20 protein-coding genes, 1 tRNA gene and 1 pseudogene are annotated in these 23,645 nt (G+C 68.9%); 16 read left to right on the plus strand and 6 right to left on the minus strand.

Going from position 1 to position 23,645, the window contains the following annotated elements; translation table 11 throughout:
- Positions 1 to 21: 21 nt before the first annotated feature.
- Positions 22 to 2,082 carry a penicillin-binding protein 1C gene (gene pbpC, locus FHS55_RS03520; protein WP_183188628.1) on the plus strand — a complete coding sequence of 687 codons (2,061 nt, stop codon included), beginning with the start codon at positions 22 to 24 and terminating at the stop codon, positions 2,080 to 2,082.
- Here the strand turns inward: pbpC and FHS55_RS03525 are convergent.
- Positions 2,069 to 2,275, minus strand: coding sequence for a DUF1127 domain-containing protein (locus FHS55_RS03525; protein ID WP_183188264.1), 207 nt, complete (start codon positions 2,273 to 2,275; stop codon positions 2,069 to 2,071). The two genes, pbpC and FHS55_RS03525, sit on opposite strands and share 14 nt — an antisense overlap.
- Positions 2,276 to 2,879: 604 nt before the next feature.
- On the opposite strand from FHS55_RS03525, the gene FHS55_RS03530 reads away from it, so the two are divergent.
- Positions 2,880 to 2,953 (plus strand) — tRNA-Gln (locus FHS55_RS03530).
- 289 nt (positions 2,954 to 3,242) lie between these two features.
- Here the strand turns inward: FHS55_RS03530 and FHS55_RS03535 are convergent.
- A complete protein-coding gene (locus FHS55_RS03535; RefSeq protein ID WP_183188265.1) occupies positions 3,243 to 3,491 on the minus strand; it encodes a hypothetical protein in 249 nt (82 codons plus the stop codon).
- 159 nt (positions 3,492 to 3,650) lie between these two features.
- Between FHS55_RS03535 and kdpF the strand changes: the two genes are divergently transcribed.
- The 6 genes from kdpF (at position 3,651) to FHS55_RS03565 (ending at position 11,813) form a co-directional block, all read left to right on the plus strand.
- Positions 3,651 to 3,908 (plus strand): K(+)-transporting ATPase subunit F, encoded by a 258-nt coding sequence (kdpF, locus tag FHS55_RS23220; protein WP_210286824.1) that lies wholly within the window; start codon positions 3,651 to 3,653, stop codon positions 3,906 to 3,908.
- A 64-nt stretch (positions 3,909 to 3,972) separates the two neighbouring features.
- Entirely contained in the window at positions 3,973 to 5,682 is a 1,710-nt protein-coding gene (kdpA, locus tag FHS55_RS03545) for a potassium-transporting ATPase subunit KdpA (protein WP_183188266.1), read from the plus strand.
- Positions 5,683 to 5,705: 23 nt separating this feature from the next.
- Positions 5,706 to 7,781 (plus strand): potassium-transporting ATPase subunit KdpB, encoded by a 2,076-nt coding sequence (gene kdpB, locus FHS55_RS03550; protein ID WP_183188267.1) that lies wholly within the window; start codon positions 5,706 to 5,708, stop codon positions 7,779 to 7,781.
- 22 nt (positions 7,782 to 7,803) lie between these two features.
- Positions 7,804 to 8,385 (plus strand): potassium-transporting ATPase subunit KdpC, encoded by a 582-nt coding sequence (gene kdpC / locus FHS55_RS03555; RefSeq protein ID WP_183188630.1) that lies wholly within the window; start codon positions 7,804 to 7,806, stop codon positions 8,383 to 8,385.
- A 45-nt stretch (positions 8,386 to 8,430) separates the two neighbouring features.
- Positions 8,431 to 11,133, plus strand: a complete 2,703-nt coding sequence (locus FHS55_RS03560; protein ID WP_183188268.1) for a sensor histidine kinase — start codon at positions 8,431 to 8,433, stop codon at positions 11,131 to 11,133.
- The gene (locus tag FHS55_RS03565) at positions 11,130 to 11,813 is read left to right on the plus strand and encodes a response regulator (RefSeq protein ID WP_183188269.1); all 684 of its coding nucleotides are present in this window, start codon (positions 11,130 to 11,132) and stop codon (positions 11,811 to 11,813) included. The genes FHS55_RS03560 and FHS55_RS03565 overlap by 4 nt, the downstream gene beginning before the upstream one ends.
- Here the strand turns inward: FHS55_RS03565 and FHS55_RS03570 are convergent.
- From FHS55_RS03570 to FHS55_RS03580, 3 genes are read right to left on the minus strand one after another with little or no spacing between them, the layout of a single operon-like run.
- On the minus strand, positions 11,795 to 11,995 hold the full coding sequence (locus tag FHS55_RS03570) for a hypothetical protein (RefSeq protein ID WP_183188270.1): 201 nt from the start codon (positions 11,993 to 11,995) through the stop codon (positions 11,795 to 11,797). The genes FHS55_RS03565 and FHS55_RS03570 overlap by 19 nt on opposite strands.
- Positions 11,992 to 12,909, minus strand: coding sequence for a dihydrodipicolinate synthase family protein (locus FHS55_RS03575; protein WP_183188271.1), 918 nt, complete (start codon positions 12,907 to 12,909; stop codon positions 11,992 to 11,994). Before FHS55_RS03575 ends, FHS55_RS03570 begins: the two co-directional genes overlap by 4 nt.
- A gap of 10 nt (positions 12,910 to 12,919) precedes the next feature.
- Positions 12,920 to 13,165 (minus strand): hypothetical protein, encoded by a 246-nt coding sequence (locus tag FHS55_RS03580; protein ID WP_210286873.1) that lies wholly within the window; start codon positions 13,163 to 13,165, stop codon positions 12,920 to 12,922.
- A gap of 287 nt (positions 13,166 to 13,452) precedes the next feature.
- On the opposite strand from FHS55_RS03580, the gene FHS55_RS03585 reads away from it, so the two are divergent.
- Together FHS55_RS03585 and FHS55_RS03590 are read left to right on the plus strand one after the other, a co-directional pair.
- The gene (locus FHS55_RS03585) at positions 13,453 to 14,622 is read left to right on the plus strand and encodes a Ppx/GppA phosphatase family protein (RefSeq protein WP_183188272.1); all 1,170 of its coding nucleotides are present in this window, start codon (positions 13,453 to 13,455) and stop codon (positions 14,620 to 14,622) included.
- On the plus strand, positions 14,619 to 15,347 hold the full coding sequence (locus FHS55_RS03590; RefSeq protein ID WP_183188273.1) for an SAM-dependent methyltransferase: 729 nt from the start codon (positions 14,619 to 14,621) through the stop codon (positions 15,345 to 15,347). Before FHS55_RS03585 ends, FHS55_RS03590 begins: the two co-directional genes overlap by 4 nt.
- A gap of 24 nt (positions 15,348 to 15,371) precedes the next feature.
- On the opposite strand, the gene FHS55_RS03595 is transcribed toward FHS55_RS03590, so the two are convergent.
- Positions 15,372 to 16,805: a DHA2 family efflux MFS transporter permease subunit gene (locus FHS55_RS03595; protein ID WP_183188274.1), complete on the minus strand. Its 1,434-nt coding sequence runs from the start codon at positions 16,803 to 16,805 to the stop codon at positions 15,372 to 15,374.
- 306 nt (positions 16,806 to 17,111) lie between these two features.
- Here FHS55_RS03595 and guaB point away from each other — a divergent pair, with 306 nt between their 5' ends.
- The 6 genes and pseudogenes from guaB (at position 17,112) to FHS55_RS23335 (ending at position 23,565) form a co-directional block, all read left to right on the plus strand.
- Positions 17,112 to 18,602, plus strand: coding sequence for an IMP dehydrogenase (guaB, locus tag FHS55_RS03600; protein ID WP_183188632.1), 1,491 nt, complete (start codon positions 17,112 to 17,114; stop codon positions 18,600 to 18,602).
- Between the two features lie 50 nt (positions 18,603 to 18,652).
- Positions 18,653 to 19,084, plus strand: a complete 432-nt coding sequence (locus tag FHS55_RS03605; protein ID WP_183188275.1) for an MAPEG family protein — start codon at positions 18,653 to 18,655, stop codon at positions 19,082 to 19,084.
- Between the two features lie 10 nt (positions 19,085 to 19,094).
- The gene (locus FHS55_RS03610; RefSeq protein ID WP_183188276.1) at positions 19,095 to 20,420 is read left to right on the plus strand and encodes an RsmB/NOP family class I SAM-dependent RNA methyltransferase; all 1,326 of its coding nucleotides are present in this window, start codon (positions 19,095 to 19,097) and stop codon (positions 20,418 to 20,420) included.
- 53 nt (positions 20,421 to 20,473) lie between these two features.
- Positions 20,474 to 22,045, plus strand: a complete 1,572-nt coding sequence (gene guaA / locus FHS55_RS03615; RefSeq protein WP_183188633.1) for a glutamine-hydrolyzing GMP synthase — start codon at positions 20,474 to 20,476, stop codon at positions 22,043 to 22,045.
- Between the two features lie 220 nt (positions 22,046 to 22,265).
- Positions 22,266 to 22,658, plus strand: a complete 393-nt coding sequence (locus FHS55_RS23225; RefSeq protein ID WP_246339791.1) for an Arm DNA-binding domain-containing protein — start codon at positions 22,266 to 22,268, stop codon at positions 22,656 to 22,658.
- A 232-nt stretch (positions 22,659 to 22,890) separates the two neighbouring features.
- Positions 22,891 to 23,565 (plus strand): annotated as a pseudogene (locus FHS55_RS23335) (tyrosine-type recombinase/integrase).
- Positions 23,566 to 23,645: the final 80 nt, after the last annotated feature.

The following is a 23,645-nucleotide window of genomic DNA, read 5'->3' on the forward strand; positions in this document are numbered from 1 at the left end:
GGGCTTGCGCTGCTGGCGCTGATGCTGCTGGCCGGCGGCACGGTCGCCTGGCTCGCCGGCGTGCGCGCCGCGGCCCCGCCGATCCCTCACATCGCCACCTCGGTGGAAGTGCTCGACCGCGAGGGACGGCTGCTGCGCCCCTTCGCGCTGGAGGACGGCCGCTGGCGGCTGCGCACGGGCGCCGGCGATGTCGACCGGCGCTATATCGCGATGCTGCTCGCCTATGAAGACAAGCGCTTCTATTCGCATGGCGGGGTCGATCCGCTGGCGCTGCTGCGCGCCGCCGGCCAGATGCTGACGCGCGGACGCATCGTTTCCGGCGGCTCGACGCTCACCATGCAGGTGGCTCGGCTGCTGGAGCCGCGCGGCGAGCGCAGCCTCACGGCCAAATGGCGCGAGATCCGCCGCGCCCTGCAGCTGGAGTCGCAGCTCTCCAAGCGGGAGATTCTCAGCCTCTACCTCACGCTCGCACCGTTCGGCGGCAATATCGAGGGCGCGCGGGCGGCGAGCCTCGCTTATTTCGGCAAGGAGCCGCGTCGCCTCTCGCTGGCGGAAGTGGCCCTGCTCGTCGCCCTGCCGCAGGCGCCGGAGAGCCGCCGGCCGGACCGGCATCCCGAGCGCGCCGCGCATGGCCGCGATGGCGTGCTGGGCCGGCTCCGCCGCAGCGGGATGTTCAGCCCGGCCGAGGCCGAGCTCGCCCTGCGCACGCCCGTGCCGAACCGGCGCCTCGCCCTGCCGATGCTGGCGGCCCACGCTGCCGAGCGCGCGCGGGCCGAGCGGCCGAGCGCGGGCGAGCATCGCCTCGCCATCGATGGGGGAGCGCAGGCAAGGCTGGAGGATCTCGCCCGCGAGCGGGTGCGCACGCTGGGCACGAGCGTCTCGCTCGCCTTCGTGATGGTGGACAATGCCAGCGGCGAGGTGCTGGCGCGCGTCAGCGGCGCCGATCCGCTGGATGCCGGCCGGGCCGGCGCGGTGGACCTGACCCGCGCCATACGCTCGCCCGGGTCGACGCTCAAGCCCTTCATCTACGGCCTCGCCTTCGAGGACGGCATCGCCCATCCCGAGACGCTGATCGATGACCGGCCGATCCGCTTCGGCGCCTATCGCCCGCGCAATTTCGATCGCGATTACCAGGGCACCGTGCCGGTGCGGCAGGCGCTGCAATTGTCGCTGAACGTGCCGGCGGTGGTGCTGCTGCAGGCGGTAGGGCCGCAGCGGCTCGCCAGCCGGCTGGGGGAGGCGGGCTTCGCCCTGCAGCTGCCGCCCGGCGAGGTACCCGGGCTGGCGGTGGGGCTGGGCGGTGTCGGCATGAGCCTCGACGCGCTGGCGGGGCTCTATGCCGGCATCGCCAATGGCGGCATGGCCAACGCGCTGCGCGACCGGCTCGACGGCTCGATGATGGAGGAGAGGCCAGCCCGGCGCCTCATGAGCCCGGTGGCAGCCTGGTATCTGGCGCAGGCGCTCATCGGCACGCCGGCGCCGCAGAACGAGCGCACTGGGCGCATCGCCTTCAAGACCGGCACATCCTATGGCTATCGCGATGCCTGGGCGGTCGGCTTCGACGGGCGGCGCACCCTTGCCGTCTGGGTGGGCCGACCGGATGGCCAGCCGGTGCCGGGCATGATCGGCCGCGAGGCTGCCGCGCCGCTTCTGTTCGAGGCCTTCGCGAGGCTGGTCTCGAAACCCGCGCCGCTCGGCTCGGCGCCGCGCGAGGCTCTGGGCGTCCGCAATGGTGAATTGCCGCCTCCGCTCCGCCATTTCGGCCGCAGCGTGGGCCAGGCGACGGCCGGCGGTGCGCCGCGAATCGCCTTTCCACCGGATGGAGCCAGCCTCGAACACGAAGCCGGTGAACCGCTGGTGCTGAAGGTGACGGGCGGCATCGGGCGTCTCACCGTGCTGGTGGACGGCATTCCCGCTGGCGTTCCGCTTCCCGGCCGGGCCTTCTTCTGGCAACCGGTCGGGACAGGCTTCGTGCGCCTGACGGTCATGGATGCCACTGGCGCGGCCGACAGCGTCATGGTGCGCATTCGCGCGCCCATCGATTCGTCGGCAGACGCGCGCAGTCTGATCAGCGGCCGTTGACGGCGAAGCGGGCAATATCTTCGCGGGCGAGGCCGCGCTTGGCAAGGGCGGCGTCCGACAGGCGCGACAGCTGCTCATAGCGCTGGGCGATGCGGCGGCCTTCGCCAATGGCGTCGAAGAAGCTGACGACGGCTTCGATCGCACGCGAGAAGAAGTCGGGCGAGGTACGGTGGGTCAGCGAAAAGGTGCTCATCTGAGCTCTCCAATCATCTCAGGCATTCTGTATGCCAGGAAATATAGACGGATTGGTGCGCTGCAAAAGACGACATGCTGCATGACAGCAATGAACATGACGCATGGGTATCTTGGTGGGGAGATTTCCAAACAAGGTATCATAAGACGGTCAATGTGAAGATTGCTGCGAAAAAAGGTATTTAGAAACCATAAATTCCGCTCGTTCCATACGTCAATCGCGCGGGGTGGTCTCTGGGGCATGTGTAGAATGGACGGCAGATCGGCTGTCCGCCGGTGCCGTCGGGCCGGCGTCGGGGCGATCCCGCGTCCCGCAGATCCCGGCGCGCCGCAGCTTCGGCTCTCCACGCAGGGCCCGCCGCTGGCGCGACCATCACGCGCCGTCGTCGATCGCCGCACCGCGAGCCCATCGCCGCATGCCGGAAAGGCGACGCCGGGCGAGGAAACCATCCTCGCTGGGGATGGTGTCATGTTTGCTCAATATGGGGGTAGACCGCGCCCGCGGGAGAGGCTATAGACCCCGCCACTGCCGCTGCCCCCGGCGCTGACGCGAACCGTCATCGCCGGCCGGCCCCGGAAATAGCCTCGAACCCGAGGCGTTTCGGTGGGGGATAGTTTAACGGTAGAACTGCGGACTCTGACTCCGTTAGTCCTGGTTCGAATCCAGGTCCCCCAGCCACTTCCGATAGTCGTTGAAAATCAAGGATCTAGCCGACCGACCTTGTCGTCGGCTACCCCCAGCGGCTACCCCCAGCCGGGCTTGCCGGCTGCCGGTATCTCCCGCCAACGTCCTCTCTCTCTCGCTCTCATGTTTCGCCGTAGCGCGACGACGCCTTGATGTCTCGGGGCGCGCGATGGGCGAATCCGGGCAACTCGTCGCCATTCCCTGCCTCACAGCGCGCATCCAGTCGTGGCGATGGCTTTGCCGCGTCTTGCCGCGGGCGGGTGTGAGGCGAGGTCGGCGAGTTTCAGGCCGGCTCCAGGATGCCGTCGGGCACCTGACCGAACGAGGCGATGAGCACGGGTGGGTCGGCATCGCCGCTCTCCGGCTCGACATCGGTGGAGAACGCGATGGCGCCGAGCTTCACCAGGCTCATGCGTTCGGCAATGCGCTCGGCATCGGCGGCATTGCGCACTTCCATCGGCTGACCGGCCCGTATCGAGCCGCGCTTGCCGGCCACGAAGGGCTGGACGACGTAGAAGGTCTTCTTCGCCATGAGTCTCTCCTGAACCGAGCCACTCTGGCGCCTCGCGTCTGAACAAATCAAGAACAATCGCTGCGTTCGCGCGATCCAGCCGCCAACTCATCGGGGGCATTGGCTGCGCAGCCGGGGCTCGGGCCCATATGCCGGCGCCTGCGGCTTTATGCGTCCTTTATGCCGGCCCGCCGCATTCCGGATCGAACGCTTATCGCGGGAGGCCTAGAGGATCCGCCAGCTCAACAAGAGGAGCTGGATCATGCTCGATATTGTCTATCTGGCGATCGCCATCGGCTTTTTCATGCTGATGGCCGCCTATGCGCGCGCCGTTTCAAAGGGGTAGGGCCGATGTTCGATCTCCTGCTCGGCGCCGCTGTCGCCCTGTCGCTCGCCGCCTATCTCGTCGCCGCGTTGCTGCGGCCCGAGAAGTTCTGACGCGCCGGCGCTTCCCCGAAAAACGCTTGTCCCGATCAAGACATATCTGCCGAAAGGCATTCCAATGACCGTTCTCGGCTGGCTTCAGATAGCCATTGTCCTTGCGCTCGTCGTCGTCGCGGCTGTGCCGCTCGGCGCCTATATGGCGCGCGTCTATGCCGGCGAGCCAACGCTGCTCTCGTCGCTGCTCGGCCCGGTCGAGCGGGGCCTCTACCGCCTCGCCGGTGTCGACCCCAGCCGCGAGCAGGGCGCGCTCGCCTACACGCTCGGCATGCTGGCCTTCAACGCGGCCGGCGTCGTGCTGCTCTATGCGATCCTGCGGCTGCAGGGGCTGCTGCCCTACAACCCGCTGGGCTTTGCCGGCGTTTCGCCGGACCTTGCCTTCAACACGGCGGTGAGCTTCGTCTCCAACACCAACTGGCAGTCCTATGGCGGCGAGACCACCATGAGCCTGTTCAGCCAGATGGCCGGGCTCACGGTGCAGAACTTCCTCTCCGCGGCCACCGGCATCGCGCTCGCCGTGGCGCTGGTGCGCGCCTTCGCCCGCTCCAACGCCGCCGGCGTCGGCAATTTCTTCGTCGATATGACGCGCTCGGTGCTCTACGTGCTGCTGCCGCTGGCGATTGTCACCGCGCTCATCCAGGTGGGCATGGGCGTGCCGCAGACGCTTGCACCCACCGTTACCGCCGCCACGCTCGAGGGCGCGCAGCAGACCATCGCCATGGGGCCGGTGGCCACGCAGATGGCGATCAAGCAGATCGGCACCAATGGCGGCGGCTTCTTCAACGTCAATGCCGCGCATCCGTTCGAGAACCCGACCGCGCTCGCCAATGCGCTGGAGATCTGGCAGATGCTGGTGGTCTCCACCGCGCTGGTCTTCGCCTTCGGCCGGCTGATCGGCGACCGGCGGCAGGCGCGTGCGCTTCTCGCCGCCATCGCTGTTATCCTGGTGGCCGGTATCGCCGTCACCTATTGGGCGGAGGCGGCGGGCACGCCCTCGCTGGTCGCCGCCGGTCTCGACCCCACCGGTGGCAACATGGAAGGCAAGGAGGTGCGCTTCGGCCTTGCCGCCTCGTCCTTCTTCGCCGCCGTCACCACCGGCCTGTCGGATGGCGCCGTCAATGCCATGCACGGCTCCTTCACGCCGATCGGCGGGCTGGTGCCGATGTTCCTGATCCAGCTGGGCGAGATCCTGCCGGGCGGCAACGGCTCGGGGCTTTATGGGCTGCTGGTCATGGCGATCATCGCCGTGTTCGTCGCCGGGCTGATGGTGGGGCGCACGCCGGAATATCTCGGCAAGAAGATCGAGGTCACGGAGGTGAAGATGGCGATCCTCGCCGTGCTGATCCTCCCCGCCGCGATCCTCGGCTTCTCCGCGATCGCCGCCGTGCTGCCCGATGCGCTGGCCGGGCTCGGCAATGCCGGCCCGCACGGACTGTCCGAGATTCTCTACGCCTATTCCTCGGCGGCGGGGAATAACGGGTCGGCCTTTGGCGGGCTCTCGGCCAACTCGCCGTGGTGGAACACCACGCTCGGCATCGCCATGCTGCTCGGCCGCTTCGCCTATATCGTGCCGATGATGGCGATTGCCGGCTCGCTCGCCGCCAAGACCCGGCTGTCGGCCTCGTCCGGCACCTTCCCCACCCACGGCCTGCTGTTCATCGGCCTGCTCGTCGGCGTCATCCTCATCCTCGGCGGTCTGCAGTTCTTCCCCGCTCTCGCCCTCGGCCCGATCGCCGAGCAGGTGCAGATGCTCTCGGCCAAGACCTTCTGACAGACCGCGCTCGGAGACTTCGAATGTCCACTCACTCCCACGCGAAACCGGCCAACGGGACATCCGCCTTCGCCTCGCCCGAGCTGATCGGACGGGCGGCGCGCGATGCGCTCGTGAAGCTCAACCCGGTGGCGCTGATGCGCAACCCGGTGATCTTCGTCACCGAAGTGGTCGCCGCCCTCGTCACCGTGCTGTTCCTGCGCGACGTCCTGGTCGGCAATCCGCTCGCCTTCACCGGCCAGATCATGGCCTGGCTGTGGTTCACCGTGCTGTTCGCCAATTTCGCCGAGGCAATCGCCGAGGGGCGCGGGCGCGCGCAGGCGGACTCCCTGCGCAAGGCCCGCACCGACACGGTGGCCAAGCGCCTGCGCAGCGCGGCCGATCATGCCAGCGTCGACAGCGTTTCCGCGCTCGACCTCAAGCTCGGCGACCATGTGCTGGTCGTGGCGGGCGACCTCATCCCCGGCGACGGCGAGATCGTCGAGGGCATCGCCTCGGTCAACGAGGCGGCGATCACGGGTGAATCGGCGCCCGTCATCCGCGAGAGTGGCGGCGACCGCTCGGCGGTGACCGGCGGCACCACCGTCATCTCCGACTGGCTGGTCGTGCGCATCACCGCCGCGCCCGGATCCTCGTTCCTCGATCGCATGATCGCGCTGGTGGAAGGCGCCGAGCGCCAGAAGACGCCCAATGAGATGGCGCTGTCGGTGCTGCTGGTCGGCATGACGCTGATCTTCCTCATCGCCGTGGTCTCGCTGGCCGGCCTCGGGCGCTATTCGGCCGCCGACGTGCCGGTGCCGATCCTGGTGGCGCTGCTGGTCACGCTCATCCCCACCACGATCGGCGGCCTGCTCTCGGCCATCGGCATTGCCGGCATGGACCGGCTGATCCGCCACAACGTGCTCGCCATGTCCGGCCGCGCGGTGGAGGCCGCGGGCGATGTCGACACGCTGCTGCTCGACAAGACCGGCACCATCACCTTCGGCAACCGGATGGCGGCCGAGATCATCGCCGTGCCCGGCATCAACGAGCACGAGGCGGCGCTGATCGCGGTGCAGGCGAGCCTGGCCGACGAGACGGCGGAAGGCCGCTCCATCCTTGCGCTCGCCCGCGAAAAATACGGCATCACCGCCGAGATGGCGGCGCTGGAAGGGGCCAGTTTCGTCGCCTTCTCCGCGGCGACCCGCCTGTCGGGCGTCGATGTCGCGGGACGCCGCATCCGCAAGGGCGCGGTGGATGCGGTGAAGCGCTTCGTTCATTCGGTCGACCCGCGGGCCTCGACCGGCATCGCCGCCTTCGATGCGGCGGTGGAGCGGATCGCCCGCTCGGGCGGCACGCCGCTCGGCCTTGCCGAGAACGGCCGGCTGCTGGGCGTCATCCATCTGAAGGACGTGGTGAAGCCGGACATCAAGGAGCGCTTCGCGCAGCTTCGCCGCATGGGCATCCGTACGGTGATGGTGACGGGCGACAATCCCATCACCGCCGCCGCCATCGCCTCGGAGGCCGGCGTCGACGATTTCATCGCCGAGGCCACCCCGCAGGACAAGCTCGCCTATATCCGCACCGAGCAGCGTCGCGGCCGGCTGGTGGCCATGTGCGGCGACGGCACCAACGACGCCCCTGCTCTCGCCCAGGCCGATGTGGGCGTCGCCATGCAGTCCGGCACGCAGGCCGCCCGCGAGGCCGGCAATATGGTGGATCTGGACAGCGACCCGACCAAGCTCATCGAGATCGTCGGCATCGGCAAGCAATTGCTGATGACGCGCGGGGCGCTCACCACCTTCTCCATCGCCAACGACGTGGCGAAATATTTCGCCATCATCCCCGCGCTGTTCATCGCCGCCATTCCCGAACTCGGCCTGCTCAACGTCATGGGGCTGCACTCGCCGCAGAGCGCCATTCTCTCGGCGGTGATCTTCAACGCGCTGATCATCATCGCGCTGATCCCGCTCGCCCTGCGCGGCGTGACCTACCGCGCGCAGGATGCCGGCGCGGTGCTCGCGCGCAACCTGGCCATCTATGGGCTGGGCGGCATCCTGCTGCCCTTCGCCGGCATCAAGCTCATCGACATCGCCATCACGGCGATGGGCCTCGCCTGAGGAGACGACGCACATGACTTCCATGGTGAACCAACTGCGCCCCGCGCTGACGCTGCTCGTCGCCTTCACCCTCATCACCGGGCTGGCCTATCCGTTGGCCATGGTGGAGGTGGCGCAGGCGGTGTTCCCGGCGCAGGCCGGCGGCTCGCTGATCGAGCGCGACGGCAAGGTCGTCGGCTCGGCGCTGATCGGGCAGAACTTCATCGAGGCGCGCTATTTCCATCCGCGCCCCTCGGTGGCCGGCACCGGCTACGACGCCTCGGCCTCCTCCGGCAGCAATCTCGGGCCCACCAGCGCCAAGCTGGCCGAGCGGTTGAAAAGCGATGCCGATGCGCTGCGGGCGGCGGGGATTGCCGGGCCGATCCCGGCCGATGCCGTCACCACCTCCGGCAGCGGGCTCGATCCGCATATCTCGCCGGCCTTCGCGCTGGCGCAGGTGCCGCGCGTGGCCAAGGCGCGCGGGCTCGGCGAGGCGCTTGTGCGCTCGCTCGTCGAGGCCCACATAGAAAAGCCCCAGCTCGGCCTGTTCGGCGATCCGCGTGTCAACGTTCTCCAACTCAACCTGGCGCTCGATGCAGCCGCCCCGGCCACGCCATCGTCCTGAGTGGGGACGACCTCAGCGGCGGCGGGTCATTCGGGAATACGGCGCATGAGTGCGATGGACCCCACCCGCGCCGACCCCGAGGCGCTGTTGGCCGCCGCCGAGCGGGAGGCGCGTGGCAAGCTGCGCATCTTCCTCGGCGCCGCGCCCGGCGTCGGCAAGACCTATGCGATGCTCTCCGCCGCCCGCGCCGCCAAGGCAGCGGGCGGCGACGTCGTGATCGGCATCGTCGAGACGCATGGCAGGGCGGAGACCGAGGCGCTCGTCGCGGGCCTTGAGCTGCTGCCGCGCAGCAACATTCCCTATCGCGGCCGGCTGGTGCCGGAATTCGACGTGCAGGCCGCGCTCGAACGTCATCCCGGCCTGCTGCTGGTGGATGAGTATGCCCATTCCAATGTCGAGGGCAGCCGCCATCCCAAGCGCTGGCAGGATGTGCAGGAACTGCTGAACGCCGGCATCGACGTGTGGACCACGCTCAACATCCAGCATCTCGACAGCCTGAACGACGTCGTCCAGCGCATCACCGGCGTGCGCGTGCGCGAGACCGTGCCGGACATGGCGCTGAAGAAGGCGGACGAGATCATCCTCGTCGACCTGCCCTCGGACGAGCTCATCAAGCGCCTCGCCGACGGCAAGGTCTATGTCGAGGACACCGCGACGCGCGCGGTGCAGAGCTTTTTCAAGCCCTCCAACCTCACCGCCCTGCGCGAGCTGGCCCTGCGCCAGGTGGCGGCCCGCGTCGACAGCGACCTCGTCGCGCGCATGCAGGGATCAGCCATCCAGGGTCCGTGGGCGGCCGGCGAGCGCCTGCTCGTCTGCGTCGGGCCCGACATGGCGGCCGAGCGGGTGGTACGCGAGGCCAAGCGCCTGGCCGACCGGATGGACGCCACCTGGTTCGCCGTCACGGTCGAGCGGCCCGGCCATGTGATGGCGACGCGGGACCGGCATCGGCTGGAGGCGGGCCTGCGCCTCGCCGAGAATCTCGGGGCGGAGGTGCGCTCGCTGGTCGCCTCCGACGTGCCGGCGGAACTGCTGCGCTTCGCCGGTTTCGAGAACGTGACGCAGATCATCATCGGCAAGGCGCGCCGCTGGAGCCTGCGCGCCTTCCTGCGTGGCTCGCTGGCGGATGCGCTGGTGCGCGCGGCCACCGGCGTCGCCATACATGTCGTCACCGCCGACCAGCCCGAGCCGGCGGCACGCGGCCTGCCGCGCCTGCCGCAGCCGGGCCCGCTCGCCGGCTATCTCGTCGCCCCGCTCGGGGTGGGCGCGGCGACGCTGCTCGGGCTGCTGCTGACGCGCTTCGTGGCGCTGCCCAACGTCTCGATGCTCTATCTGCTCGCCGTGCTCATGCCGGCGCTGCTGTACGGCGTTTGGCCGGCGATCATCGCCTCGACGCTGTCCTTCCTCTCCTATAATTTCTTCTTCATCGACCCCGTCGATACGTTCACCGTCGCCCGCCCGCATGAATTGCTGGCCCTGCTGATCTTCCTCATCGTCGCGGTTGCGATCTCCGCGCTGGCCGGGCGCTCGCGCGAGCAGGCGCGGCTGGCCGCCCAGCGCATGCGCGCCACGCGCCGGCTCTACGAGTTCACCCGCAAGCTCTCCGCCCGGCCGGACAGCGCCTCGGTCGCGGAGGCCGCCGCCGTCGAGCTGCACGCCGCGCTGGGCAGCGCCAGTGTCATCCTCACCAGCGAGAAGGGCGAACTCGCCATCGCCGCTGCGTGGCCGCCGGAGGACCGGCTCGACACCGCCTCGATGACCGCCGCCAGCTGGGCGTTCGACCATGGCGAGCCGGCAGGAGCGGGCACCGGCACGCTGCCGAGCGTGCCGTGGTTCTTCCGCCCGCTCACCGGCGCCAAGGCCGGAGCGCCGATCGGCGTGGTCGGCATCGAGCGCACGGCGGGCGTCGCCGCGCTCGACGCCGAGAGCGAGGGTATTTTGGGCACGCTGGCGGAGCAGACCGCCGCGGCGCTGGTGCGCACCCAGCTCTCCGCCGAAGTCACGCAGGCCCGCACCGCCGCCGAGACCGAGCGCGTGCGCAACATCCTGCTGGCCTCAATCAGCCATGATTTCCGCACGCCGCTCGCCTCCATCCTCGGCGCGGCGACCAGCCTGATCGACTATGGCGCCGATATCCCCGAAGCGGCGCGGCGCGACCTGTTGCTGCAGATGCGCGACGAGGCGGAAAATCTCGACCAGATGGTGCGCAACCTGCTCTCCATGACGCGGCTGGAAGCGGGCGCGCTGGACCTTCGCCGGGACTGGATCGACGTGGTGGAGATCATGAACCGGGCCTGCTCGGCGGCCCGCCGGCGCGGCGCGACGCAACGCTTCGTGGTGACGGCGGCTCCCGATCTGCCCCTGCTCAGGGCCGATCCGAGCCTGATGGACCAGGCGCTCGGCAATGTCGTGGGCAATGCGGTGCGCTATGCCGGGCCGCAGGCGCGCATCGGCCTGTCCGCCACGGTGATCGATGGCCAATTGGTCATCGCCGTCACCGATGACGGGCCCGGCATCGCGCCCGATGTGCTGCCGCATGTGTTCGAGAAATTCGTGCGCGCGGTGCGCCCGGGCGGCGACGGCGGCGATGGCTCCGGCCTTGGCCTCGCCATCACCAAGGGTATTGTGGAGGCGCATGGCGGCACCGTGGCGGCGCGCAGCCCCGCGCCAGGCCAGCGGGCCGGTACGCGCATCGCGCTGCGCCTGCCGCTGGAGCCGGCCGCCCCGGCCGAAACGGAGGAGATCGCATGAGCGGCGTGACGGTCCTTGTCGTGGACGATGAGCCCGCCATCCATCGCTTCATGGCGCCGGCGCTGGCGGCCAACGGCTATGAGGCGCTGCGTGCCGATACCGGTGCGGAAGCGTTGAGCCTCGTGGTGAACCGGCGGCCGGCCATCGTCATCCTCGACCTCGGCCTGCCGGACATGGACGGCAAGGACGTGATCCGCTCGCTGCGCGGCTGGTCGGACGTGCCGATCGTCGTGCTCTCCGCGCGGGATCGGGAGATCGAGAAGATCGAGGCGCTGGATCTTGGCGCCGACGATTTCGTCAACAAGCCGTTCAGCATGGGCGAACTGATGGCGCGGCTGCGCGCGGCGCTGCGCCATCGCATGCAGGAAAAGGGCGAGACGCCGATCCTGCGCCTCGGGGATGTCGAGATCGACATTCCCCGCCACCGCGTGCTGCGCGCCGGCGCGGAGGTGAAGCTGACCCCGAAGGAGTTCGAGCTCATCGCCTTCCTCGCGCGCCATGCCGGCAAGGTGCTCACCCATCGCCACATCCTGCGCGAGGTCTGGGGCCCCGCCAACGAGCACGACACGCAATATCTGCGCGTCTATGTCGGCCAGCTGCGCGCCAAGCTGGAGGCTGACCCGGCCAACCCCGTGCTCATCGTCACCGAGCCGGGCGTCGGCTATCGCACCGCCGCGTGAGCCGCCGGCGCCGGCGCTTCCGGCTGCGGCCGCTCGACATGGCTCAGCACCATGGCGAGCCCGAAGACGAGGCTGAACATCACCGCCAGCCGCGTCATCAGGGCATGGCTCTGCGCATAGCGCGTGGCGGGCCGCCGCGGCGGGCGCGGGCGGGAGCGAGGGGTCGGGAAGATGGACTTCATGGCGTCGGGCTCATTGGCGTCGGGCTCAGGTCATGCAGCGGCGCGCAGGCCAGCGCCGCGACGGCGACGCGTAATGCGGCGGCGGAGGCGGGCGCCGGCGCGGTCAGCGGCAGGCGGGGGGAGGGGTTGAAGGCCGGATCGAGCCGCGAGGCGGCGTATTTGAGGCCCGCCGGCTCGGTCTCGAGGTCGAGCGCGTGCTGCAGGATGTCGAGCGGCGCGGCGAGTTCCATCGCCCGCGCGCCATGCCCCGCCAGCCGCTGGCGCCACAAGGCGACGCATAGCCGGGGTGCGATATTGGCCATGGCGCTCAGGCACGCGCGGGGCGGCCGCAGGTGAGGCGCGAACGGGCTGCGGCAATCGGGGGCGATGCGCCACAGCCGCCCGGCGCAGGCCTCCGCCCGTGCGGTGTGCGGGCCCGTCTCCTCGCTCTCGTCGACCAGCGCGAAAATCGCGGGGAGCGCGCCCAGCCGCTCCAGCGTCGGTGGCGCCAGCGCGACATGGGTGCGCCCGGGCACGTTGTGCAGGATCAGCGGCATCTGGGTCGTCCGCGCCACCGCCTCGAAATGAGCGAACAAGCCGGCCTGGCCGGGGCGGTTGTAATAGGGCGTCACCACGAGCGCGGCCGAGGCGCCGGCCATCCGGGCGGCATGGGTTGCGGTTATGGTGGCGGCGGTCGAGTTGCTGCCGGTGGCGGCGATCACCGGTACCCGGCCTGCAGCGGCTTCGACGGCGATCTGCACCAGCCGCGTATTCTCGGCCGCGCTGAGCGTGGGCCCTTCGCCGATGATGCCGCCGGTGATGAGCCCCCCGACCCCGGCCGCGAGCAGCCTCTCGACCTGATGGGCGTAGACATTCTCGTCGACCGTGGCCCCGAGGAAGGGCGTCAGGAGCGGGACGAGGACACCGTTGAGCATGGCTACGCCCTCACAGGGTAAGCAGCAACGGGCGGCGCACCAGCCGCACGGCCTTGCGCCGGCCCCCGCACTCTCGGCAGGCATAGCGCAGCGCGTCCTCGCGCGAGCGGAACAGGCCGCCGCCCAGGCCGTGTTCCTCAATGGCCACCCAGTGGCCGAACGGGTCCTTGCCGACCGCGAAACGCAGTCGATTGGCGATCGGGGCGATGCCCGCCGCGAGTTTTGCGGAAAGAGGGTTGGCAGAAAGAGTGCTCATGAAGGCAACGAGGGTTCGTCGGCGCGGGGTTGTGCGCCGCCCGCAGAAGCTAGGCGGGCACGTCTCAGGGATCGATGCGAAGCTCGCGGCCACGCCATAAGGCCGGCATAAATTGCGCGCGGAGCGGCGATCGGCCCGGCCCGGGCGGCGCGTTCCGGGCATCCCTGTCATGATGGCGATTGCGTTGGCGCTTCCGAATGTTACATTTCGCGGGAGTCATGAACAAAGCGGTCCTTGTGGCGCGCACCGCGCCGGCAGGGCCGCCGGCTTCGGCCGGGGAACCCGAAATGGTCGACGAGACCCAGACCTGGGCAGGCCCGCCGACGACCGAGAGGTCGTCGCGCGAGGATCGCCCACAACCGCACGCGCGCCATCGCCACGGGCGGGGACGGCGTGGCCACGCGGCACACTCGCCGGCGGAAGCCGGCGGGCCGGCCCGTGCACGACCCAGCGAGGGCTGCTACGCCGCGCTCGACCTCGGCACCAATAATTGCCGCCTGCTCGTCGCCCGCCCCACCGCGAACGGCTTCCGCGTGGTCGATGCGTTCTCCCGCATCGTGCGCCTCGGCGAGGGCCTGATCGGCTCGGGCCGGCTCGGCGAGGCGGCGATGGACCGGGCGGTGGATGCGCTCGGCGTCTGTGCCGCCAAGATTCGCAGCCGCCACATTGCCGGTGCCCGGCTCATCGCCACCGAGGCCTGCCGCTCCGCCCTGAACGGGGCGGACTTCATTCGCCGGGTCGAGCGCGAAACCGGGCTGGCGCTGGAAATCGTCGATCGCGAGACCGAGGCGCGCCTTGCCGCCGCCGGCTGCACGCCGCTGGTCGATCCCTATTCGGATGGCGCGGTGCTGTTCGACATTGGCGGCGGCTCCACCGAGGTGGTCTGGCTCGACCGGGTGGAAACCTGCGACGGCGGTCCGCCCGCAGCCATCATCCGCGCCTGGGTCTCGGTGCCGCTCGGCGTCGTCACCGTGGCCGAGCGCCATGGCGGCGTGAAGGTGACGCGCGACGATTTCGAGGCGATGGTGACGGAGTTTTCGCCCCATCTCGACGGGTTCGTGAAGGCGGTCGGCCCGCATAATTGCGGCCGGCTGCACCTGCTCGGCACGTCCGGCACGGTGACGACCATTGCCGGCGTGCATCTCGACCTGCCGCGCTATGACCGCTCGCAGGTCGACGGCACCTGGCTCGGCGCCGAGCAGGTGCGGGTGGTGGTCGACCGGCTGATCGAGATGCCCTTCTCCGAGCGCGCGGCCAACCCGTGCATCGGCGTGGAGCGCGCGGACCTCGTGCTCGCCGGCTGCGCGATCCTCGAAGCGGTGCGCCGGGCCTTCCCGTGCGACCGCCTGCGCGTGGCGGACCGCGGGTTGCGCGAGGGCATATTGGTGGAACTGATGCGCGCGGACGGTGTCTGGCGCGAGGGCGTCGAGGCGCCCGTGGCGAGGACGAATACGTGATCGACAAGCCTGAGGCCCGCAAGGGCGGCGAGGCGCGCCCGCTCAAGGTGCGCCTGAAGAAAGCCCGTTCGCTCTCCTCCTCCTCGCAGAAATGGCTGCAGCGCCAGCTGAACGACCCCTATGTCGCCCGCGCCAAGCGGGAAGGCTGGCGCTCGCGCGCGGCGTTCAAGCTGATCGAGATCGACGACAAGATGAAGCTGCTCAAGCCCGGCGCGCGGGTGGTCGATCTCGGCGCGGCGCCCGGTGGCTGGAGCCAGGTTGCCGCCCAGCGCGTGAAGGCGGAGGAGGGGCGCGGCAAGATCGTCGCCATCGATCTTCTGGAGATCGACCCCGTCCCCGGCGTCGAGTTCGCCCAGATGGACTTCCTCAAGGACGACGCGCCGGAGCGGCTGAAGGCCATGCTGGGCGGCGAGGCGGATGTCGTCATGTCCGACATGGCGGCAAACACCACCGGCCACCGGCCGACCGACCATCTGCGCATTGTCGGGCTGGTGGAACTGGCTATCGATTTCGCCCGGCAGGTGCTGGCTCCGGGCGGCGCCTTCATCGCCAAGGTGTTCCAGGGCGGTACCGAGAACGCGCTGCTGGCCGAGCTGAAGCGCGACTTCACCACGGTGAAGCATGTGAAGCCGCAGGCGAGCCGGGCGGATTCGGCCGAGCTCTATGTCGTCGCCACCGGCTTCCGCAGCCGCCAGGGTCGAGAGCCGGACACGGATCCGGACTGAGAGCGGGCGGGCGCGCGGCGCGGTTCAGGCCGCGCTGCCCATCTCGCCCGGCGCCTCGGCCGGCGTCACGGCGCGGCGCGGCCGGCCGGACAGCGCGGCGCCGGCATCCTTGGGCAGGCGGACGAAGAAGAACACCGAGCATACCGCGATCATCGCCACCACGACGAAGGCCACGCTGAAGTCGAACAGGTGGATCGTCCCGTCGCCGCGCAGGCTGCGCATGCTGTCCAGCACCAGTGCCGCCACCGCGACGCCGGTCGAGATCGACACCTGTTGCGCGACGCTGGCGAAGCTGGTGGCCCGGCTCATCGCCTCGCTGGAAATGTCGGCATAAGACAGCGCGTTGGTGCTGGTGAACTGCAGCGAGCGGAAATAGCCGCCGACCAGCAGCGCGATGATCAGCGCCAGATGCGACATGTCCGGCCGGAACACGGCAATGACCGCGATGCAGGCCGAGGCGATGAAGCAGTTCACGATCAGCACGCGGCGGAAGCCGAAGGCGCGGATGATCGGGGCGGCGGTGAACTTCATGGTCATCGCCCCGGCGGCGGAGGCGAAGGTGATCATGCCCGAGGCGAAGGGCGAGAGGCCGAAGCCCAGCTGCAGCATGAGCGGCAGCAGGAAGGGCAGGGCGCCGATGCCGACGCGGAACAGCGAGGCGCCCACCACGCCGGCGAAGAAGGTGGGGATGCGCAGCAGCGTCAGGTCGAGGATCGGCCGGTCGGTGTGCCGGGCATGGCGCACATAGAAGAACATCGCCACCGCGCCCACCACGACCACCACCAGCGCGATCCACGGCTGCACCGCGTGCTGGCCCAGCAGCGCGAAACCGAAGACCAGGCCGGCGAGGCCGATGCCGGACAGCACCATGCCATGCAGGTCGAACGGCGGCAGGTCGTCCTCGCGGATATCGGGAATGAAGCGGCTGGCCAGCAGCACGCCGATCAGCCCGATCGGAATGTTGAGGAAGAAGATGTAGCGCCAGTCGAAATAGGTGGTGATGAAACCGCCGAGCGGCGGGCCGAGCACGGGGCCGATCAGCGCTGGCACGGTGAGCCAGGCCAGCGCCGAGACGAGGTCCTGCTTGGGCACGGTGCGAAGGATCACCAGCCGGCCGACCGGCACCATCATCGCCCCGCCCATGCCCTGGATGATGCGGTAGATGACGAAGTCCGGCAGCGAGGAGGCCAGCCCGCAGAGCAGCGAGCCGAACGTGAAGATGACGATGGCCGCGCGGAACACGGTGCGCGAGCCGAACCGGTCGGCGAACCAGCCGCTGGCGGGGATGAACACCGCGAGGCTGAGCAGATAGGAGGTCAGCGCCAGCTTGAGCGCGATCGGGTCCTCGTGGAGATCGATGGCGATGGCGGGCAGCGAGGTGGCGATCACGGTCGAATCGAGCTGTTCCATGAACAGGGCGCAGGCGACGATGAGGGGAACGAGACGTTCAGGGCGCACTGGGCAAAACCGGCGGATCGCGGGAAAGGTCGAGTGACGTGGCATATAGCTCGCCAATGCCGGCTCGGCGAGGCCTGACGCCGGGAGAGCGGGCTTTCACGATAGGGTGAGCGGGGCCTTTTGCGGACGCGCATCCGCATTGCGTCACAGGCAGAGCAAGCGCCTAGGAAAGCGTCCCGCGCCATGGTATGAGCCCTCGCCAACCCGAAGGGCGCGGATGACGCTTTTTCCGCTCCCTTTTGCGTATTCCATCCATCGGGCTGGCGCGGCTTGGCGCGTCGCATGCCCCAGATCTGGGAGTTGGCGATGTCGGTCCATGACGGCCTCGCGCGGGAAGCGCTTACCTTCGACGACGTTCTCCTCAAGCCGGGCCTGTCCGATGTCATGCCGGGGCAGGTGGATATCCGCTCGCGCGTCACGCGCTCCATTCTTCTGAACATCCCGATCATTTCCTCGGCCATGGACACCGTGACCGAATGGCGGCTCGCTATCGCCATGGCGCAGGCGGGCGGCCTCGGCGTGATCCACCGCAACCTCGACCCGGAAGTTCAGGCCGAGCATGTGCGGATGGTGAAGAAATTCGAGTCGGGCATGATCGTGAACCCGGTCACGATCCACCCGGACCAGCCGCTGGCCGACGCGCTAGCGCTGATGAAGAATCACGGCATTTCCGGCATTCCGGTGGTCGAGCGCGGGCCCAATGGCCGCGCCGGCAAGCTGGTCGGCATCCTCACCAACCGCGACGTGCGTTTCGCCACCAATCCGGCGCAGCCCATCTCCGAGTTGATGACCAAGGACAAGCTCATCACCGTCCGCGAGGGCGTGGAGCAGGCCGAAGCCAAGCGGCTGCTGCACCAGTTCCGCATCGAGAAGCTGCTGGTAGTGGACGATGAGGGCCGCTGCGTCGGCCTGATCACCGTCAAGGATATGGAAAAGGCTGTCACCAATCCCAACGCGGCCAAGGATGAGCAGGGCCGCCTGCGCGTCGGCGCGGCGACCAGCGTCGGCGATGACGGCTTCCACCGGGCAGAACTGCTGGTCGATGCCGGCGTCGACCTCGTGGTGGTCGATACCGCGCACGGCCATTCGCGCAAGGTGCTGGATCAGGTGAGCCGCATCAAGCAGCTCTCCAACAAGGTGCAGATCCTGGCCGGCAACATCGCCACGGGCGAGGGCGCGCGGGCATTGATCGATGCCGGCGCGGACGCGGTGAAGGTCGGCATCGGCCCGGGCTCCATCTGCACCACCCGCATCGTCGCCGGCGTCGGCGTGCCCCAGCTCACCGCCATCCTCGACGCGGTGGAAGTGGCCCGCCAGAGCGACATCCCGGTGATCGCCGATGGTGGCATCAAGTTCTCGGGCGATCTCGCAAAGGCGCTGGCCGCCGGCGCCGATTGCGCGATGATCGGCTCGCTGCTCGCCGGCACCGACGAGAGCCCGGGCGAGGTCTATCTCTACCAGGGCCGCTCCTATAAGTCCTATCGCGGCATGGGCTCGGTGGGCGCCATGGCGCGTGGCTCGGCCGACCGCTATTTCCAGGCCGAGGTGAAGGACACGCTCAAGCTCGTGCCGGAAGGCATCGAGGGGCAGGTGGCCTATAAGGGCCCGGTGGGCGGCGTGCTGCACCAGCTGGCCGGCGGCCTGCGCGCCGCGATGGGCTATGTCGGCGGCGGCACGCTGGAGGAGTTCCGCGAGAAGGCGCAGTTCGTGCGCATCTCCGGCGCCTCGCTGCGCGAGAGCCATGTCCACGACGTGACCATCACCCGCGAGAGTCCGAACTATCCGGGCGGGGCGTGAGCCCCCGCCCGTCGTCCTGATCCGTCCGCGCGACAAGGAGGCCCGGCGCCGTGACCGTCACCGCCATTCTGCTTCCCGTCCTCATTCAGGTCGCGCTCACCTTCGTGGTGCTGGCGCGGCTCGGATTCGTGCGCTTTGCCGTTATCCGCGCCGGCCAGCTGGACCGGGAGCGGGCGGTGCTGGACGACACCGCGTGGCCGGACCGCGTGCGGCAGGCGGGCAACTGCTTCCGCAACCAGTTCGAGCTGCCGGTGCTGTTCTATGTCGTCATGGCGCTGGCGCTGGTGACGCGGCAGGCGGACGGGCTGATGGTGCTGCTCGCCTGGCTGTTCGTCATCAGCCGAGCCGTCCACGCGCTGGTGCATGTGACCAGCAACGACATCCGCCTGCGCTTTCCTGCCTTCGCCGCCGGCGTGGTGCTGCTGCTGATCCTGTGGATCCGCTTCGGCTTCGGCATTCTCCTATCGCCGGCGCTGCCGTGACGAGGACCCCATGATACCTTCCGCCCGCATATCCGCTGCCATCGAGGTGCTCGGCACCGTTCTCGCCGAGCGCCGTCCCGCGGCCGACGTGCTGAAGGACTGGGGGCGCGCGCACCGCTTCGCCGGCTCCGGCGACAGGGCCGCCTTGTCCTCGCTGGTCTATGACACGCTGCGCCACCGCGCTTCCGCCGGCTGGATCATGGGCGCCACGGAAGGCGAGGAAAGCCCGCGCGCGCTGCTGCTCGGCATGCTGCGGCGCGGGCGCGGCCTGGAGGTGGATGCCATCGCCGCCCTGTGCGACGGCGGGCGTTTCGCCCCCGAGCCGCTGAGCGAGGAAGAGCGGGCGCACCTTGTCGCGGCCTCGCTCGACGACGCCCCCGCCCATGTGCGCGGCGATTATCCGCAATGGCTCGATGCCGCGCTGGCCGCCGTGTTCGGCGAGGCGCGGGTCGCGGAGGGCGAGGCGCTGGCCGAGCGCGCCCCGCTCGATTTGCGCGTCAACACGCTGAAAGGCGCGCTCGACAAGGCGCTGCCGCAGCTCTCCCACCTCTCGCCCTCGGTCGGCGAGTGGTCGCCGCTCGCGCTGCGCCTCGAGCTGGAGGCGGATGGCAAGGCGCCCCCGCTCACGGTCGAGCCGGCCTATATCAAGGGGCTGGTGGAAATCCAGGACGAGGGCTCGCAGCTCGCCGCCATCCTCGCCGCTCCGCCGCGCGGCGGGCAGGTTCTGGACCTGTGCGCCGGGGGCGGGGGCAAGACGCTCGCGCTTGCCGCGCTGATGGACGGCGTCGGCCAGCTCTATGCCTATGACGACGACCTGCGCCGCCTCGCGCCGATCCACGAGCGGGTGCAGCGGGCCGGCGCGCATAATGTGCAGGTGCGCTCGCCCAAGGGGCGGGGCCCCGGCCGCGTCGACGTGCTCAAGGACCTCGAATCCCGCATGGACCTCGTGCTGGTCGATGCGCCCTGCACCGGCACCGGCACCTGGCGGCGCAACCCGGATGCGAAATGGCGCATGCGCCCCGGCGCGCTGGCCGAGCGGGTGAAGGAACAGGTGGAGATTCTCGACGAGGCCGCCCGTTTCGTGAAGCCGGGCGGGCGCCTCGCCTACATCACCTGCTCGCTGCTCGACGCGGAGAATGTCGACCAGATCCGCGCCTTCACCGCCCGCCACCCCGCCTTCCGCGCGATCCCGCCGGCCGAGGCCGTGCTGGCGCTGGGCGAACGTGGAATCGCGCTGCGCGAGGCTTCGCTGGAGCGCCCGGAAGGGCTTCTGCTGACGCCGCGCCGCACCCGCACCGATGGCTTCTTCATCGCCCTGTTGGTGCGCGAGGCCTGATCCCTGATATGAACGAACCCGAGAACGCCGCCCGCGAGACGATAGAGCCGATCATGACCGAGACCGACGCCCCCGCCCATCACGACACCATCCTCATCATCGATTTCGGCTCGCAGGTGACGCAGCTCATCGCTCGCCGCGTTCGCGAGGAAGGCGTCTATTCGGAAATCGTGCCCTACCAGAGCGCGGCCGAGGCGGTGCGCCGGCTCCATCCCGTCGGCATCATCTTCTCCGGCGGCCCGGCCTCTGTCATCGACGAGGGCAGCCCGCGCGCGCCGCAGGAGGCGTTCGACGCCGGCGTGCCGATCTTCGCCATCTGCTATGGCCAGCAGACCTGCGCGCTGCAACTCGGCGGCGATGTCGAAGGCGGGCATGCCGCCGAATTCGGCCGCGCCGAAGTCACCGTCAACAAGCCGAGCGCGCTGTATGAAGGCGTGTGGGAGGTCGGCAGCCGCTATCCCGTGTGGATGAGCCATGGCGACCGCGTCACCCGCCTGCCGGACGGCTTCGAGGTGGTGGCGACCTCCGAGAACGCGCCCTTCGCCATCGCGGTGAACGAGGCGCGGCGCATCTATACCACCATGTTCCACCCCGAAGTGGTGCACACGCCCCATGGCGCCGCGCTGATCCGCAATTTCGTGCGCACCATTTCCGGCGCGCGCGGCGACTGGGGCATGAAGGCCTATCGCGAGGAATCGATCCGCCGCATCCGCGAGCAGGTCGGTGATGGAAAGGTGATCTGCGGCCTGTCGGGCGGGGTCGATTCTTCTGTGGCGGCGGTGCTGATCCATGAGGCGATCGGCGACCAGCTGACCTGTGTGTTCGTCGACCACGGGCTGTTGCGGCTCGGCGAGGCGGAGAAGGTCGTCACCCTGTTCCGCGACTATTACAACATCCCGCTGGTGCATGTGGATGCCTCCGAGATGTTCCTCGGCGCGCTGGAAGGCGTCACCGACCCCGAGGTGAAGCGCAAGACCATCGGCAAGCTGTTCATCGACGTGTTCGAGGAAGAAGCCCGCAAGATCGGCGGCGCGCAGTTCCTCGCCCAAGGCACGCTCTACCCCGATGTGATCGAGAGCGTGAGCTTCACGGGCGGTCCCTCGGTGACGATCAAGAGCCACCACAATGTCGGCGGCCTGCCCGCGCGCATGAACATGAAGCTGGTCGAGCCGCTGCGCGAACTGTTCAAGGACGAGGTGCGCGCGCTCGGCCGCGAACTCGGCCTGCCGGACATCTTCGTCGGCCGCCACCCCTTCCCGGGGCCGGGCCTCGCCATCCGCTGCCCCGGCGAGATCACCCGCGAGAAGCTCGACATCCTGCGCCTCGCCGACGAGATCTATCTCGAGGAAATCCGCCGCGGTGGTCTCTATGACGAGATCTGGCAGGCCTTCGCGGTGATCCTGCCGGTGAAGACCGTGGGCGTGATGGGCGATTACCGCACCTATGACTATGTGGTCGGCCTGCGCGCCGTGACGTCGGTGGATGGCATGACGGCGGATTTCTACCCCTTCGACATGGCCTTCCTCGGCCGCGTCGCCACCCGCATCGTCAATGAGGTAAAGGGCGTCAACCGGGTGGTCTACGACATAACGTCGAAGCCGCCGGGGACCATCGAGTGGGAGTGAACTAGGGTGGTTTCAGACCGTCCCGCGCCGTGCCGAAAATCGCACCAACACTCTGGCTAACAACGATTTTTCTACCTACCCCGCATCACTGCATGTCACCCCAGCCGGACCACTTTGTTGGTGCCGAGGTTTGTATGGCGCAGAATGGTCGAGAAACGGGCTTCCGGTACCAACAGGCCTGTTGATGGTATCCGTTGGCCCCCCGACCGGATGCGGATTTATGGGCGAACTCACTGATAAAGAACTGAAAAATCTGAAGCCGAAGGCCAAGCTCTACAAGGTGACGGACCGCGACGGGATGCACGCGGCCGTCACGCCGACCGGGGTCATTTCGTTCCGGTGTCAGTACAGGGTGAATGGGCGGCAGGAGGTGTTGACCATCGGCCGCTTTGGCGCCGAGGCGGCGCGCAAACTGACACGGGCGCCCGATGCGCTGGAATTCGGAATGGAGGTGTCGCTTGCGGAGGCGAGCGAGGTCGCTGCTGGCGCGGGCTCGGCGTCAGGTCGAGCGGGGCGAGTCGCCGTCGAAGGCCAAGGTCGAAAAGCGCACAGCGTCAGCGGAAGCCTTCACGTTCGGCGGGTGGGCGGAAGCCTATTTCAAGCACACAGCTGATCCCAAGTCGGGGGCCGAGAAACTGGCTGACAGCACCCTGTCGATGCGTCGATCCGTCTATGATCGCGCCATCGCTGGAGAGTTGTCGAAGCTCAAGCTCGGGGAGGTGACGCCGCAACGCCTCAAACATCTGTGCGACGAGGTCAAGGAGAAGCGCGGGCCGGCCGTCGCCGTGCATGTCCGCGAGGTCGTGTTGCTGGTGTTCCGCCATGCTCAGGGAAGCCGGCTGGACATGAGCAATCCGGCCGAGTCGATCCGCACCAGCGCCATCGCCACCTTCGAGCCGCGCGAGCGTGCGCTGTCGCCGTCCGAGGTCCGCGCGGTCCTGACGGCCCTGGATCATGTGGCAGCGGCGCCCACGCTGCGCTCAGCAGTGAAGTTCGTCCTGCTGACCGGCGTTTGCAAGTCGGAGTTTATCGACCCCACCTGGAAGGAAATCGACTTCGCCGCCGCGCGCTGGACGATCCCGGCCGAGCGCATGAAGACCGGCAAGGCGCATATCGTCCCGCTGAGCGATCAGGCGCTCGATATTCCGACGGCGTTCCGCACCATGTTCGGCGTCAGCCGATACCTGCATCCCGGCCGTTAAGATGGCGACACGCCGATCAGCAACGCCACGCTCAACCGTGTGATCGATACGGTCGTGGAGCGCATCCGTGAGGAACATCCGGATTTTCGGGCCTTTGGTGTTCACGACCTGCGCCGCACATTCTCGACGGGCCTGAATCGCGCCAAGTTCGATGATCGCTGGATCGAGATGAGTCTGGCCCATGCGCCCCGGAACCGGATCGCCGCTGTCTACAACGTGAACCGCTACCTCGCCGAGCGGAAGATCATGCTTCAGTGCTGGGCCGATGTGCTCGACGCTTGGGTGCGCGGCGAATCCGCTAAAGACTTAATCGCCTAAGCAAAGCAGCGCGCCGCCGAGGTCCACGATGACGCATTGGATGATGATCTCTGAACGAGGTGCTTCCCACTCGTCGATGG

Source organism: Ancylobacter tetraedralis, from assembly GCF_014195655.1.
GTDB lineage: Bacteria > Pseudomonadota > Alphaproteobacteria > Rhizobiales > Xanthobacteraceae > Ancylobacter > Ancylobacter tetraedralis.

Excerpts from the sequence above, each read along its gene's own strand:
- pbpC (WP_183188628.1), top strand. The coding sequence starts at position 22 with ATGCTGCTGGCCGGCGGCACGGTCGCCTGGCTCGCCGGCGTGCGCGCC.
- FHS55_RS03525 (WP_183188264.1), bottom strand. The coding sequence starts at position 2,275 with ATGAGCACCTTTTCGCTGACCCACCGTACCTCGCCCGACTTCTTCTCG.
- FHS55_RS03535 (WP_183188265.1), bottom strand. The coding sequence starts at position 3,491 with ATGGCGAAGAAGACCTTCTACGTCGTCCAGCCCTTCGTGGCCGGCAAG.
- kdpF (WP_210286824.1), top strand. The coding sequence starts at position 3,651 with ATGCCGGCCCGCCGCATTCCGGATCGAACGCTTATCGCGGGAGGCCTA.
- kdpA (WP_183188266.1), top strand. The coding sequence starts at position 3,973 with ATGACCGTTCTCGGCTGGCTTCAGATAGCCATTGTCCTTGCGCTCGTC.
- kdpB (WP_183188267.1), top strand. The coding sequence starts at position 5,706 with ATGTCCACTCACTCCCACGCGAAACCGGCCAACGGGACATCCGCCTTC.
- kdpC (WP_183188630.1), top strand. The coding sequence starts at position 7,804 with ATGGTGAACCAACTGCGCCCCGCGCTGACGCTGCTCGTCGCCTTCACC.
- FHS55_RS03560 (WP_183188268.1), top strand. The coding sequence starts at position 8,431 with ATGAGTGCGATGGACCCCACCCGCGCCGACCCCGAGGCGCTGTTGGCC.
- FHS55_RS03565 (WP_183188269.1), top strand. The coding sequence starts at position 11,130 with ATGAGCGGCGTGACGGTCCTTGTCGTGGACGATGAGCCCGCCATCCAT.
- FHS55_RS03570 (WP_183188270.1), bottom strand. The coding sequence starts at position 11,995 with ATGAAGTCCATCTTCCCGACCCCTCGCTCCCGCCCGCGCCCGCCGCGG.
- FHS55_RS03575 (WP_183188271.1), bottom strand. The coding sequence starts at position 12,909 with ATGCTCAACGGTGTCCTCGTCCCGCTCCTGACGCCCTTCCTCGGGGCC.
- FHS55_RS03580 (WP_210286873.1), bottom strand. The coding sequence starts at position 13,165 with ATGAGCACTCTTTCTGCCAACCCTCTTTCCGCAAAACTCGCGGCGGGC.
- FHS55_RS03585 (WP_183188272.1), top strand. The coding sequence starts at position 13,453 with ATGGTCGACGAGACCCAGACCTGGGCAGGCCCGCCGACGACCGAGAGG.
- guaB (WP_183188632.1), top strand. The coding sequence starts at position 17,112 with ATGTCGGTCCATGACGGCCTCGCGCGGGAAGCGCTTACCTTCGACGAC.
- FHS55_RS03610 (WP_183188276.1), top strand. The coding sequence starts at position 19,095 with ATGATACCTTCCGCCCGCATATCCGCTGCCATCGAGGTGCTCGGCACC.
- guaA (WP_183188633.1), top strand. The coding sequence starts at position 20,474 with ATGACCGAGACCGACGCCCCCGCCCATCACGACACCATCCTCATCATC.
- FHS55_RS23225 (WP_246339791.1), top strand. The coding sequence starts at position 22,266 with ATGGGCGAACTCACTGATAAAGAACTGAAAAATCTGAAGCCGAAGGCC.